This is a genomic window from Rossellomorea sedimentorum (assembly GCF_046237645.1).
Classification (GTDB): domain Bacteria; phylum Bacillota; class Bacilli; order Bacillales; family Bacillaceae_B; genus Rossellomorea; species Rossellomorea sedimentorum.
In genome coordinates this window covers 3,147,789-3,161,833 of record NZ_CP143546.1, presented here as the reverse complement: position 1 = coordinate 3,161,833, position 14,045 = coordinate 3,147,789, and the positions used below count along the sequence as shown (strand labels likewise).

The 14,045-nt window shown below is 42.8% G+C and carries 10 protein-coding genes and 1 tRNA gene; all 11 read left to right on the top strand.

Going from position 1 to position 14,045, the window contains the following annotated elements; all coding sequences use genetic code 11:
* Positions 1 to 230: 230 nt before the first annotated feature.
* The 11 genes from V1502_RS15625 (at position 231) to yihA (ending at position 13,844) form a co-directional block, all read left to right on the top strand.
* Positions 231 to 1,313: a GerMN domain-containing protein gene (locus tag V1502_RS15625; protein ID WP_409251556.1), complete on the top strand. Its 1,083-nt coding sequence runs from the start codon at positions 231 to 233 to the stop codon at positions 1,311 to 1,313.
* Between the two features lie 141 nt (positions 1,314 to 1,454).
* Positions 1,455 to 2,195: a ribonuclease PH gene (gene rph, locus V1502_RS15620; protein WP_409251555.1), complete on the top strand. Its 741-nt coding sequence runs from the start codon at positions 1,455 to 1,457 to the stop codon at positions 2,193 to 2,195.
* Between the two features lie 23 nt (positions 2,196 to 2,218).
* The gene (locus V1502_RS15615; protein WP_409251554.1) at positions 2,219 to 2,827 is read left to right on the top strand and encodes an XTP/dITP diphosphatase; all 609 of its coding nucleotides are present in this window, start codon (positions 2,219 to 2,221) and stop codon (positions 2,825 to 2,827) included.
* Positions 2,824 to 3,333 carry a metallophosphoesterase gene (locus V1502_RS15610; protein WP_409251553.1) on the top strand — a complete coding sequence of 170 codons (510 nt, stop codon included), beginning with the start codon at positions 2,824 to 2,826 and terminating at the stop codon, positions 3,331 to 3,333. Before V1502_RS15615 ends, V1502_RS15610 begins: the two co-directional genes overlap by 4 nt.
* 135 nt (positions 3,334 to 3,468) lie before the next feature.
* Positions 3,469 to 3,545 (top strand) — tRNA-Arg (locus tag V1502_RS15605).
* A 185-nt stretch (positions 3,546 to 3,730) separates the two neighbouring features.
* A complete protein-coding gene (locus tag V1502_RS15600) occupies positions 3,731 to 4,732 on the top strand; it encodes a tetratricopeptide repeat protein (RefSeq protein ID WP_409251552.1) in 1,002 nt (333 codons plus the stop codon).
* Between the two features lie 186 nt (positions 4,733 to 4,918).
* Complete coding sequence (gene tig / locus V1502_RS15595) at positions 4,919 to 6,205, top strand: trigger factor (protein ID WP_409251551.1); 1,287 nt, start codon at positions 4,919 to 4,921, stop codon at positions 6,203 to 6,205.
* A gap of 282 nt (positions 6,206 to 6,487) precedes the next feature.
* The gene (gene clpX, locus V1502_RS15590) at positions 6,488 to 7,762 is read left to right on the top strand and encodes an ATP-dependent protease ATP-binding subunit ClpX (protein ID WP_409251550.1); all 1,275 of its coding nucleotides are present in this window, start codon (positions 6,488 to 6,490) and stop codon (positions 7,760 to 7,762) included.
* A gap of 1,089 nt (positions 7,763 to 8,851) precedes the next feature.
* Positions 8,852 to 10,513 carry an ATP-dependent protease LonB gene (gene lonB / locus V1502_RS15585; RefSeq protein WP_409251549.1) on the top strand — a complete coding sequence of 554 codons (1,662 nt, stop codon included), beginning with the start codon at positions 8,852 to 8,854 and terminating at the stop codon, positions 10,511 to 10,513.
* A gap of 429 nt (positions 10,514 to 10,942) precedes the next feature.
* Entirely contained in the window at positions 10,943 to 13,276 is a 2,334-nt protein-coding gene (gene lon, locus V1502_RS15580; protein ID WP_409251548.1) for an endopeptidase La, read from the top strand.
* Positions 13,263 to 13,844, top strand: coding sequence for a ribosome biogenesis GTP-binding protein YihA/YsxC (gene yihA, locus V1502_RS15575; protein WP_409251547.1), 582 nt, complete (start codon positions 13,263 to 13,265; stop codon positions 13,842 to 13,844). The genes lon and yihA overlap by 14 nt, the downstream gene beginning before the upstream one ends.
* Positions 13,845 to 14,045: the final 201 nt, after the last annotated feature.

Below are 14,045 nucleotides of genomic sequence, written 5' to 3'. Positions count from 1 at the left end.
TTGCTTTCAGTAGAAATGTTGCATTCCTCTCCAGGATCCCGACTTCCTTAGTCTTTCTGAATCGTAATAATTTGTTAACATGCTCAACTGAAACCAAACAGCACCTTATATTCAATCAAACTATAGAAAATAAAAAAGTTATTAAATAGATAGGGCTTGTAAAATTTTTCGGTCTAATTTTGAAAAGGGGCTCGTATACATATAGTACAAACTGTCTGAGGAGGGTTCCCATGTCAAAGAAAACAAAAGCGGCCATTGTGCTCACTGTGCTAACATCATCCGTTTATCTGTCTGGATGTGGATTATTGGGAGGCGGGGAAAAGGCGAAAATCGATCCGCCGTCTGATGTATCGTATTTGGAGGAAGGCGAAAAAGTTGATGCTGCTAAAGAGAACAGCGAGGGCGAAGTGACTTCTTCGACTTCAACGGAGGAAGCGGCTGAAAGTGTTATGACAGAATTATACTTAATAGATTCAAATGGATTTGTTGTATCACAGACAATGGCTCTGCCTAAAACTGAAAGCATTGCAAAACAGGCTTTGGAATACCTTGTAGCGGATGGTCCTGTCCAAAACATGCTTCCTAATGGTTTCAAAGCTGTCCTGCCGGCAGGTACACAGGTCAGTGTAAATATCAAGGAGGATGGAACGGCGGTAGCGGATTTCTCCAGTGAATTCCAGAATTATCAGCCGGAAGATGAAAAGAAAATCCTCGAATCTGTTACATGGACACTAACACAATTCGATTCTGTGGAGAAGGTGGAGCTTCGTGTAAACGGATATGAGCTGACAGAAATGCCGGTCAATGGGACGCCGGTCGATCAAAACGGCCTTACCAGAAAAGTGGGGATAAACATCGATACTTCCGGGGTTACGGATTTGACAGATACACATCCGGTAACAGTTTACTTCGTTTCGCAAAAAGGTGAACACACTTATTACGTACCGGTCACCAAGCGAGTAAGCAATAAAATGGATAATAAAATTGAAGCCGTGGTCCATCAGCTGATACAGGGTCCAGGGCATCTTAAAAACCTTCTCAGTGACTTTACAGGGGTGGCTTTGCTTGATGAACCGACTCTCAAAGATGGTCAGGTGACGCTGAACTTCAATGAAGGTGTGTATGGCAGCTTTGAAGAGAAAATCGTTTCCGAGCACTTCATGAATTCGCTTGTCCTTTCACTGACTGAGCAGGAAAATGTTAAAAGTGTGGCCATCATGGTCAATGGAGAAGGAGAATTGTTTACAGAACAAGGAGAACCACTGAGTGAGCCGGTAACAAGGCCAGAAAATGTCAATACAATCAGTTTTTAATAGATTATTTTTTGATATACTATAATTAATTAAGATAAGAGGCAGCTGAGACTGCCTCTTATCTTTTTGCCCGTCTTTTTCTCAAGTGGGCAAAAGTGTACATATTTAGTGCTTTTGAAAGTGTAATGAAGGAGGTACTTGATGAGGGTTGATGGAAGAGAACCTGGCGAACTGCGTGAGATTGTCTTAGAGACGAATTTTATTAAACATCCTGAAGGGTCCGTTATGATTTCGGTAGGAGATACGAAGGTCATTTGCAATGCGACGATTGAAGATAGAGTGCCGCATTTTCTCCGTGGTCAAGGAAAAGGCTGGGTGACAGCGGAATATGCCATGCTGCCAAGAGCGACCCAGCAAAGAAATATACGGGAGTCTTCAAAAGGGAAGGTGTCCGGGCGAACGATGGAAATCCAGCGCTTGATCGGCCGTGCTTTAAGAGCTGTGGTGGACCTGGAGGCACTCGGGGAGAAAACGATATGGATAGATTGCGACGTCATCCAGGCTGATGGAGGCACCCGGACCGCTTCCATAACAGGTGCTTATGTTGCGGTCGCTATTGCGTTATCGGAGTTGCATGAAAGTAAGAAAATTAAACGTTTTCCAGTCACAAGCTTTTTGGCGGCTGCCAGCGTAGGTATACTGAGAGATAAAGGGGCAGTAATCGACTTGAATTATGAAGAGGACAGCCAAGCGTTAGTGGATATGAATGTTGTTATGACAGGTGAAGGGAAATACGTTGAGCTTCAGGGAACGGGAGAAGAAGCGGTATTTTCATCTGAAGAACTGCAGGAGATGTTGACACTTGCGACAACAGGAATGAAAACACTTTTTCAAAAGCAAAGAGAGGCATTGGGCCCAATCGCTGAAAAAATAGAACATTAATACTGAAGGAGAGGTGTTTGTTAATGAAGAAAAAAATTATCATTGCGACAAAGAACAAAGGAAAAGCGAAGGAGTTTGAACGGATGCTTTCTCCGAGGGGGTATAAGGTCTTAACGCTTCTGGACTTTCCCGATTTCCAGGATATTGAGGAAACTGGTGAGACCTTTGAAGAGAATGCGGTACTTAAAGCGGAAGAAGCATCAGCAGTTTTGAATGAAATGGTGATAGCCGATGATTCAGGGTTGATCATCGATGCCCTTGACGGGAGGCCGGGTGTTTACTCTGCACGTTATGCCGGTGAAAAGAAGGATGACAATGCCAATATGGATAAAGTCCTTTCCGAATTGCAGGGCGTGCCTTTTAATGAGAGAACCGCACGTTTTTATTGTGTACTTGCGATTGCGGGTCCAAACATGAAGACCCGCACATACTCTGGCTCTTGTGAAGGGAAAATTCTTGATGAACGCCGCGGTACCAACGGCTTTGGGTATGATCCTATCTTTTTCGTTGAGGCTAAAGACAGAACAATGGCTGAACTGAGACCGGAAGAAAAGGCAGCCGTCAGCCATAGAGGAAAAGCGCTGAGCCAATTTGAGTCCAATTTGGAAGAAATGCTGGGTGATCGTCAATGAAACTTATTGTAGTAAGTGACAGCCATGGTTCAGATAAAGAAATCAAAGACATTCTTAAAACATATAAAGGAAAAGTAGATGGGTTTATTCACTGTGGAGATTCTGAATTACCGGCTGATGATTCTTCAATGGATAGCTATCTTGCCGTACGCGGCAATTGCGACATGGACCATGCTTATCCTGAGGTGCTGACGAAAGATTTTGGTGATACCAGGATTCTTGCAACTCATGGCCATCTTTATAATGTGAAAATGACCCTGATGAATCTGGATTACTTAGCGAAAGAGCATAACGCTGATATCGTGTTCTTCGGGCATTCCCATCAGCTGGGGGCTGAACAGATAGGAGAGGTTCTATTTATCAATCCGGGCAGTATCCTCCTTCCAAGAGGCCGGAAAGAAAGGACCTACGCACTCATCGAAAAAGAGGAGAAGTCCATCTCTGTAAAATATTTTGATCATAATCATCAAGAGATTGTTGATTTATCCCGGAATTTCTTTGTATAATAAGTAGGCGGAAAACAACCGCCTTCTTTTTTTACAGAATTTCATGCATGCGGAAAAAAGCCTTTTAAAAAAGTTTATAAAAACTGTTGACTTTTGATTGTTATGCGAATATAATAAATATTGTCGCTGAAACAAGTCCCAGTAGCTCAGCCGGATAGAGCAACGGCCTTCTAAGCCGTCGGTCGGGAGTTCGAATCTCTCCTGGGACGCCATTATGATTACATATTACGGCAGTAAAGCCGATGTTAAGCCCCTTTACCATTTATTGGATGAAGGGGCTTGTTTTTATATTGTCGCATAAACTGACTCACACGGTTGGGGAACAGCCTCTGCATTTTGTTTATTCCGCATAGTTTTGCTAAACTGAAAACAATTAATTATATAGGGCGGTTACGTAATGAATAAAGACAATAAGATCGTTTATTTTCCGCAATTGAAGGAGAGGCTTTTTGAAAAGGGAATCGATGCGCTTCAAAGCAGCCAATTGGATCAGGCTGTACATCTACTGGAACAGGCATATGAAATGGATCAGGAAGATGGAGAGATTGGTTCTGCCCTGGTAGTGGCTTTGTATGAAAGCAAAAGGTATCAGCAGGCGAAAGTGATATGCAAAGAACTGCTGTTGGGAGGGCAAGGAGATTACTTTAAAATTGTTGAATTATATGTGATGATTCTGATTCAGTTAAACGAACATAAAGAAGTGGTCAGCACTTTAAGTGCTTTGTTTGATGAGAAGGAAGTTCCCGTGGGAAAGGAAGAGCATTTCGGAAAGCTGCTGTCATTCAGCAAAAGGGTGCTGGAAGGAAAGGAGGACCCGTCTCCTGTGCAATCGGATGACCTTTCTCAACGAAAAACTGATACCATACTGGAAGGGAAAAATCTTCAAGAACAGACATTCATTTTGGCAGAGCTCGTGAACCGGAATATCCGTCCGTATCTTCCGGAATTAATAGAAGCTCTTAAAAAAGAAGAAACCCACCCATTCATCTGTACAATGATTGTGAATGTACTCAGGGAACACGGTTTTGATGAAGAAGTCCAAGTGCAGAAGTTCGGCAAGGTGATGACCTGCAGCCCTGCAAGTCTGGAGGAGGTTTTTCAGACGGAATACTTTACTTCAGTAAAGGAAGAAATTGAAGAGTTGATTGCACAGAGAAATCCGACATTGCTTCAGCAGGTGACAGAAACCTTCACCCGTCACAGTTTCCTGCTTTACCCTGGGGGATTTGAGTGGCCTGCAGAGAAGGTGGCCCTTGCCTATGTCTTATATGGTCTCCATCTTTACGGAGACGATCCGGCAAGTATGGGGCTTGATGAAGAAGAAGCGGATGATACAGCACTGGAATCTATTGAATCATTCATTCAGGAGCTGGAAAAGGTGACCTCCCCGGTGCTTTAAGCAAATATAGGAAACTTGTTTTTAAGGCTATGAGTTGAAAGAAGAATTCCATATGTTATAATATAATGGTTGCAATGTGAAGTTTTTCATATTCGAAGAGATAGTGCTTTTGTTACATAGGCAAACCTATCTAAATATTTATTATGTATTAACTATAATCAATTATAGATTGTTGGAGGGAAAAGTATGTCTGCTAAATGGGAAAAGCAAGAAGGGAACCAAGGGGTTCTTACAGTAGAAGTAGATGCAGATACAGTAAATAACGGTTTAGACGCTGCATTCAAAAAAGTAGTTAAGCAAGTGAACGTACCTGGATTCCGTAAAGGTAAAATGCCTCGTGGTATGTTCGAAAAACGTTTCGGTGTAGAATCTCTATACCAAGACGCACTAGATGTCATTCTTCCGGAAGCTTATGCAAAAGCTGTTGAAGAAACAGGCATTCAGCCGGTTGACCGTCCGGATATCGATATCGAGCAAATGGAAAAAGGCAAAGAGCTTATTTTCAAGGCGACAGTAACTGTTAAGCCTGAAGTGAAACTTGGCGAATACAAAGGCCTTGAAGTAGAGAAAATGGAAACGGAAGTTACTTCTGAGGACGTAGAGAACGAACTGAAATCTCTTCAAGAAAAGCAAGCTGAACTTGCTGTCAAAGAAGAGGGAGCAGCTGAAAACGGCGATACAGTTGTCATCGATTTCGAAGGCTTCGTTGATGGTGAAGCATTCGAAGGCGGAAAAGCTGAAAACTATTCTCTTGAATTAGGTTCAGGTTCTTTCATCCCAGGCTTTGAAGAGCAACTGGTAGGTCTTGAAGCAGGAGCGGAGAAAGATGTGGAAGTAACATTCCCTGAGGAGTACCATGCTGCTGAACTTGCTGGAAAGCCTGCAGTATTCAAAACAAAACTTCATGAAATCAAATCGAAAGAACTTCCAGAGCTTGATGATGAGTTCGCGAAAGATGCAGATGAAGAAGTTGAATCTCTTGATCAACTAAGAGAAAAAATCCAGAAGCGTCTTGAAGAATCCAAGAAAAACGAAGCAGAGCAAACACTTCGTGACACGCTAGTGGAAAAAGCTTCTGAAAATGCAGAAATGGACATTCCTGATGCAATGGTTGACACTGAAGTTGACCGCATGATGCAGGAGTTCGAACAACGTCTTCAAATGCAAGGAATGAACTTGGAGCTTTACTTCCAATTCTCTGGACAAAAAGAAGAAGATCTTCGTGGTCAAATGAAAGAGGACGCTGCAAAGCGCGTTCGCACTAACTTGACTCTTGAAGCTATCGCTGACGCAGAAAACCTTGAAGTTTCTGATGAGGAAGCGGAAGAGGAAGTAAATAAACTGGCTGAACAGTACAATATGGCTGCAGACAACATCAAGCAAGCTCTTGGCGGACTTGATAATTTGAAAGCAGATCTTAAAATCCGCAAAGCTGTAGAAGTTCTTGTGGATAACAGCAAGACTGTTGCATAATAATAACTATAGAAACAAGGCGCGAGTTTAATCGTGCCTTGTTTTATAAAATAAACGAAATTATTGGTCTTTGTCGGCTTACCCTATGGGATAACCTTTACAAACAAATTACATAATCGCTCAATCAGGAATAGGATAGACGTTTTTTGGATAAAGCTTAATAAGCGGGCAGAATATCGATAGAATCGTTTAATTTCCTTTCCGGACATATAGTATGATAAAATGCAATACATAACTTAAAACTTTTGAAACGACATAGCTTTTTATAAGGGGTGAATTTCATTGTTTAAATTTAACGATGAAAAAGGACAGTTAAAATGTTCTTTTTGTGGTAAGACACAAGATCAGGTCCGTAAGCTAGTAGCAGGACCAGGTGTATATATATGTGACGAATGCATCGAGCTTTGTACCGAAATCGTTGAAGAAGAGCTGGGTACAGAGGAAGAAGTAGAATTTAAGGATGTTCCTAAGCCGAAAGAAATCAGGGAAATCCTGGATGAATACGTCATCGGTCAGGAGCAGGCTAAGAAATCCTTGGCAGTAGCGGTATATAACCACTACAAACGCATCAATTCAAACAGCAAAGTGGATGATGTTGAATTATCAAAAAGTAATATTGCCATGATCGGACCTACAGGAAGCGGTAAAACCCTTCTTGCTCAGACATTGGCCCGCATTCTGAATGTGCCATTTGCGATTGCAGACGCAACTTCACTCACAGAAGCCGGATATGTCGGCGAAGACGTTGAGAATATCCTGTTAAAACTGATCCAGGCTGCTGACTATGATGTGGAAAAAGCAGAGCGCGGCATCATCTACATCGATGAGATTGACAAAGTAGCAAGAAAATCTGAGAACCCATCCATTACAAGAGATGTATCAGGTGAAGGTGTTCAGCAGGCGTTGCTTAAAATTCTTGAAGGTACAGTTGCAAGTGTTCCGCCACAAGGCGGCAGAAAGCACCCGCATCAAGAATTCATCCAGATCGATACTTCCAATATCCTGTTTATCTGCGGAGGCGCATTTGATGGCATCGAGCAGATTGTCAAGAGACGTCTTGGCCAAAAAGTCATCGGTTTCGGTTCAGATCCGAAGACGGTCAATGTCGACAATGACAAATCATTATTGGCAAAAGTTGTACCGGAGGACCTGCTGAAATTCGGTTTGATCCCTGAGTTCATCGGACGTCTGCCGGTTATCTCAAGTCTTACTCCTCTAGATGAGGATGCCCTTGTGGAAATCCTGACCAAGCCGAAAAACGCGCTTGTGAAACAGTATCAAAAAATGCTTGAATTGGATCAGGTTGAATTGGAATTTGAAGAAGACGCCCTTAGAGAAATCGCCAACAAAGCGATTGAACGCAAAACAGGTGCCCGCGGTCTTCGTTCCATTATTGAGAGCATCATGCTTGAAGTAATGTTTGACCTTCCTTCAAGAGAAGATATCAAAAAATGTATCATCACAGCTGGAACTGTCACAGACAACGAAGCGCCTAAGCTTCTGTTGGAAGACGGTACAATCATTGAAGGAAACGATGAAGAGAAGACATCTGCATAACGGTTGATCTTTAAGGCCCTCCCGGCTATATGCCGGAGAGGGCTTTTTGGTGTCCACATTAATTTAATGAACCTCCCGGGACATCAGTAGGGCAATTTTGGCTTAGGTTTAATCAATTAATGGTTAACTTTTTTGAAAACAAAGCCTGGACTTTATAAGTCTGCTTTTTGCTTTTTTATTGTAATTTTCATATTTTTGTGATTGTAACGAAGGGTGTACGACCTCCTCCGGGTTTAGCGGGACGTCTAGTTCGTGCACCGAGGTTACGTACCCACTGGAAGGTAACCCAGCCCCTCGGGACATATAACCCGCAGTGAATCATAGGAAACAGCATCTTTTCTTCGCTGCGGAACATTTGCCTGTCAGGGCTGAACAGGGCGCATTCACCTTTTATACAGGCGAAGCCGAGGAGGCTCATCCAGCTACAGCGGCCAGCTCCTAGCAGATTTCGGTCTCTCTCCTTGCGAATCTAGCTTCAAGGCCCAGCTGCTAGCGTACTACCCGACTCCTTCTTGCGATAAGTCATCATCGAACCGCTGCCGCTCTTCGTGATTCCTTTATCTCATGCGGAGTCAGTCCAGTCCGTACGCAGCTGAACAGGCCTTTCCGCTTTTTAATGATCGCTGTTTTCGTATATATTGTTGCTCTCGGAAAAATCCCAAGAGCCGGATTTTTCCCTTGGAGACAATGGCTTTTTTTGTACAAGGTGAATTTAGCTCTTTTCTTCCTTGTTTATCAGGCTATTTCTGTTTAATTAAGTAGGTATTTTTTAAAATTTGTATTAAATAGCAACTAAGTTTACGAAAAGAGCCTTAATGATAAGTCAACATCAACTCACTTTGTTGGTTGTGTTTCCTTTATCTCATACGAGAGCCCTCCAATCTGTTCGGCGCTGAACAGCCGCTTTCACTTTTTAATTCACCGTGAGCCCCGCGGAGTCGTGCGCCTGAAGTGGAAATCACAGCAGGCTTCAATTTACTTACACTAAAACTTAAAACACCATATTGCCAGCCCAGAAAAACTTGTTTATTCCGCCAACCTCGAGGAGATACTAACTTTTAACAACAAGTTACTACTGGAGGGAAAGTCATGAGTTGGACAGGAATAGCATTGATCATCCAACTGTTTTTCGGGGTGATTATCGGTTTATATTTTTGGAACTTATTAAAAAGTCAACGAACTCAGAAGGTTTCGATTGACCGTGAGTCGAAAAAAGAAATGGAACAGTTAAGAAAAATGCGCTCGATTTCATTATCAGAACCATTATCAGAAAAGGTAAGACCGCAAAACTTTGCTGATATTGTTGGTCAGGAAGATGGAATCAAGTCATTGAAGGCTGCGCTATGCGGTCCGAATCCTCAACATGTCATCATTTATGGACCACCAGGTGTAGGAAAGACTGCAGCTGCAAGGCTTGTTTTGCAAGAGGCGAAAGAACAGATGCAGTCTCCCTTCAGGAGATCGTCTGTCTTTGTGGAATTAGACGCTACGACAGCCAGATTTGATGAAAGAGGGATTGCAGATCCTTTAATAGGCTCTGTGCATGACCCGATATACCAGGGCGCAGGAGCGATGGGACAAGCGGGGATTCCTCAGCCTAAGCAGGGTGCTGTGACAAATGCACATGGTGGAGTATTATTCATTGACGAAATAGGTGAACTCCATCCTATACAGATGAACAAATTACTTAAAGTACTTGAAGATCGTAAAGTTTTTCTGGAAAGTGCTTACTATAGTGAAGAAAACACGCAGATACCTACTCATATCCACGATATATTCAAAAATGGCCTCCCTGCCGATTTTCGACTGATTGGGGCCACAACCAGGACACCGAGTGAAATCCCGCCGGCTATCCGCTCCAGATGTATGGAAGTGTTTTTCAGGGAATTGAATAAGGAAGAAGTAATGAAAGTTGCCCAAAATGCATCAGAAAAAGTAAATGTATCCATCAGCGGGGAAGGGGTCGAACTTTTAGCATCCTATGCACGCAATGGAAGGGAAGCTGTGAATATGGTTCAGATTGTCGCTGGGATTGCAATTACAGAAAACCGGGATTTCATTGATGATAAGGATATTGAGTGGATGATTCAATCCAGTCAGCTGTCACCCAGAATGGACCGAAAAATCGATGGAAAACCCGCCATTGGCCTTGTGAACGGATTAGCTGTTACGGGACCTAATACCGGTTCTTTATTAGAAATTGAAGTAACAGTCATTCCGGCAACAGAAAAGGGAAGTATCAATATTACTGGAATCGTAGAGGAAGAAAGTATCGGAGATAAAGGGAAATCCATCAGAAGGAAAAGTATGGCGAAGGGATCAATTGAAAATGTACTGACCGTTTTGCGTTCGATGGGAGTGCCTGCTGATCAATTCGATATACATGTCAATTTCCCTGGTGGCGTTCCTGTCGACGGTCCATCAGCGGGAATCGCGATGGCTACGGGCATCTATTCAGCAATTTACCGCATTCCTGTAAAATCAGATATCGCTTTAACTGGGGAGATCAGCATCCATGGGTTCGTCAAACCTGTTGGGGGAGTATATCCAAAAGTGAAAGCAGCTAAATTGGCAGGAGCCAATACCGCAATCATACCGCATGAAAACATGGGAGCGCTTCTACAAGAAATAGAGGGAATACAAGTCAAACCGGTAAAGCATTTACAGGAAGTGTTCAATATTGCCCTTGATAAAGAAAAATCAGAGGAAGAAATCTCATTTAATGATAATGTGAATAAGAAAAGTGTATAATCATTGGAAGGAATTTTCGGTTTAAGTACACACCCATAGAGGAAAACGATAAATAAACCCTAAGCATAATTCATGATTGTAACGGATTTTATCGGTAAAATGAGAGGGAGGAAATCTAACAGTCCTCCCTCTTATAGCGAACAAGCCTTTCTTTTTTGGCTGTTTTGGTTTTTTAAAGTGTAGGTCGCCATTATTTTATAAGGTTGTTTTTTAAAAAGCTCATTACATTAACTATTTTGAATGTGTTGATTGGAGTTACGCACCTGCAGTGAAAATCAACTATCTCATCAAATAGCCACAATGTTTACGAAAAGAGTGTTCTTTAGAAGAAGCTCCGCCCCTATAAAATGGACACCTATTTATAAATAAGATAGAATTGTACAAAGACTTAAGAGATGCAAAAGGGTTAGAATATTTGGAGGTGTAATTATGGCAAAACAAAAAGAAATGACTCTTCCCCTCCTTCCGTTAAGAGGTCTGCTTGTTTATCCAACTATGGTCCTTCATTTAGATGTTGGACGTGACCGGTCGGTCCAGGCGCTTGAAAAAGCAATGGTGGACGACCAATATATTTTTCTGACTACCCAAAAAGATATGAATATAGATGAACCAGGCGTTGACGATTTTTATAAAATGGGGACGCTGACAAAGGTTAAACAGATGCTAAAGCTTCCTAATGGAACAATCAGGGTACTGGTGGAAGGTATTCAGAGAGCGGAAATCAGCAGCTTCACAAATGAGGAAAAATTCTATGAAGTAACGATCTTTACACATGAAGATAGTGAAGAAAAGGAATCAGAGACAGAAGCCCTGATGAGGACGCTTTTGAATTACTTTGAGCAATACATAAAGCTTTCCAAGAAGGTTTCTGCTGAAACGTATTCCACGGTTTCAGATATAGATGAACCTGGAAGGCTTGCTGATATTGTTGCTTCCCACCTTCCATTGAAGATGAAGGAAAAGCAAAAAGTGCTTGAGACGCAAGACATAAAGGAACGCCTGCAGCTTGTAATCCAGACGATCAATAATGAAAAAGAAGTATTAAATCTGGAGAAGAAAATCGGACAGCGCGTGAAACGTTCCATGGAGCGCACTCAAAAAGAGTACTACTTAAGGGAACAAATGAAAGCCATCCAAAAGGAACTTGGCGATAAGGAAGGAAAGACGGGTGAAATTGAAGAGCTGACTCAGCGGATTGCTGAAGCCGACATGCCCGAATCAGTCGAGAAAACCGTATTAAAAGAGTTGGGCAGGTATGAGAAAGTCCCGACTAGCTCAGCTGAAAGCTCTGTTATTAGGAACTATATTGAATGGCTTGTCTCCCTGCCATGGTCAGCCCAGACAGAAGATGATCTTGATATCAAGAAGGCAGAGGAAATTCTTAACCGTGAGCACTTCGGCCTCGAGAAGGTAAAAGAACGTGTGCTTGAATATCTGGCTGTCCAAAAACTGACGCAATCCTTAAGAGGTCCAATTCTTTGCCTTGCAGGACCTCCGGGTGTTGGTAAGACAAGTCTTGCAAAGTCTGTGGCTGAATCCCTCGGCAGGCATTTTGTCCGTGTATCACTGGGCGGTGTGCGTGACGAATCAGAAATTCGCGGACATAGACGGACATATGTAGGCGCTATGCCAGGGCGGATCATTCAAGGTATGAAGAAAGCCGGAACCATCAACCCGGTTTTCCTTCTGGATGAAATCGATAAGATGTCCAGCGACTTCAGGGGAGACCCTTCCTCTGCCATGCTTGAAGTATTGGATCCTGAACAAAACTCCAATTTCAGTGACCATTATATTGAGGAAACCTATGATTTATCCAAGGTCATGTTCATTGCCACGGCAAATGATCTCTCGACGATTCCTGGCCCTTTGCGTGACCGGATGGAGATCATTACAATTGCCGGATATACAGAACTTGAAAAAATCAACATTGCGAAGAACCATTTGCTTCCTAAGCAAATCCAAGAGAACGGGTTAACCAAATCGCAGCTTCAGGTAAGGGAAGACGCCCTTCAGTCGGTTGTCCGTTATTATACAAGGGAAGCCGGAGTCAGGGGATTGGAACGGCAGCTTGCAACATTATGCCGTAAGACTGCGAAAGTAATCGTCTCAGGAGAGAAAAAGAAAGTCATCATTACGGAAAAGAATATTGAAGAATTCCTGGGCAAGAAGAAATTCCGCTATGGCCAGGCAGAATCGGAAAACCAAGTGGGGGTTGCTACGGGATTAGCTTATACTTCTGTAGGGGGAGATACCTTGCAAATAGAAGTATCTCTGTCTCCGGGTAAAGGTAAACTAGTGCTAACCGGTAAGCTCGGCGATGTCATGAAAGAGTCGGCTCAGGCGGCTTTCAGTTATGTAAGATCAAAAGCGCTGGAGCTGGATCTAGAAGAAAACTTTCATGAAAAATATGACATTCATATTCATGTTCCTGAGGGGGCAGTTCCAAAGGATGGTCCGTCAGCAGGTATCACAATTGCAACCGCTCTTGTATCAGCCTTGACAGGGCGGGAGATTAAGCGTGAAGTCGGCATGACCGGGGAAATCACATTAAGGGGCCGTGTGCTGCCTATTGGCGGATTGAAGGAAAAAACGCTAAGTGCACATCGTGCGGGCCTCACGACCATCATTCTTCCGATCGACAATGAAAAGGATATTGATGATATCCCTGAAAGTGTCAGAAAAGATCTGAAGTTTGTGCCGGTGTCCCATATAGAAGAAGTATTAGAAACAGCTTTAGTAGGTGAGAGAAGTGAAAGTAAATAATGTAGAGCTTGTGATAAGCGCCGTCAGGCCGGAGCAGTACCCGGGAGACTATATGCCGGAGTTCGCTCTGGCGGGCCGCTCTAACGTCGGGAAATCATCGTTCATCAATAGGATGATCGGGCGTAAAAGCATGGCAAGGATATCTTCCAAACCAGGAAAGACGCAGACTCTGAATTTTTATAAAATCGAAGAGAGCTTGTATTTTGTCGATGTTCCGGGTTATGGTTTTGCCAAAGTATCGAAAAAAGAACGTGAAGCATGGGGGAGAATGATCGAAACCTATATCACGATGAGGGAACAACTGAAAGCGGTTATTCAAATCGTGGATTTGCGCCATCCCCCTACCGAGGACGACATCATGATGTACGATTTTTTGAAGCATCATGGCATCCCTTGTGTCATTATCGCCACAAAGGCTGATAAAATTCCAAAAGGGAAATGGCAAAAACACTTAAAAGTTACGAAAGAGGCACTTGATATTGAGGAAGGGGATGACATTATCCTCTTTTCATCAGAAACAGGTTTAGGCAAAGACCAGGTATGGGCGGCGCTTAACTCAAGACGATAGAGTTCAGGAAGAGGGGGGATCCACTGCGGACATCCCCTCTTTTTTATATGGTTTTAATATAATTTTTCACTATTATCAATCAAATTACTTTTCGGATGTTTGAAACTTATGAAGGCGGGTAAAGGAAAACTAAGGATTTATGGGCAAATTTATGGATTTAGAAGGAATAGGGGGACTTGTTTGACCTAAGCCTTGAATACA

Coding starts and splice junctions, on each gene's coding strand:
- V1502_RS15625 (WP_409251556.1), top strand. CDS start 231: ATGTCAAAGAAAACAAAAGCGGCCATTGTGCTCACTGTGCTAACATCA.
- rph (WP_409251555.1), top strand. CDS start 1,455: ATGAGGGTTGATGGAAGAGAACCTGGCGAACTGCGTGAGATTGTCTTA.
- V1502_RS15615 (WP_409251554.1), top strand. CDS start 2,219: ATGAAGAAAAAAATTATCATTGCGACAAAGAACAAAGGAAAAGCGAAG.
- V1502_RS15610 (WP_409251553.1), top strand. CDS start 2,824: ATGAAACTTATTGTAGTAAGTGACAGCCATGGTTCAGATAAAGAAATC.
- V1502_RS15600 (WP_409251552.1), top strand. CDS start 3,731: ATGAATAAAGACAATAAGATCGTTTATTTTCCGCAATTGAAGGAGAGG.
- tig (WP_409251551.1), top strand. CDS start 4,919: ATGTCTGCTAAATGGGAAAAGCAAGAAGGGAACCAAGGGGTTCTTACA.
- lonB (WP_409251549.1), top strand. CDS start 8,852: ATGAGTTGGACAGGAATAGCATTGATCATCCAACTGTTTTTCGGGGTG.
- lon (WP_409251548.1), top strand. CDS start 10,943: ATGGCAAAACAAAAAGAAATGACTCTTCCCCTCCTTCCGTTAAGAGGT.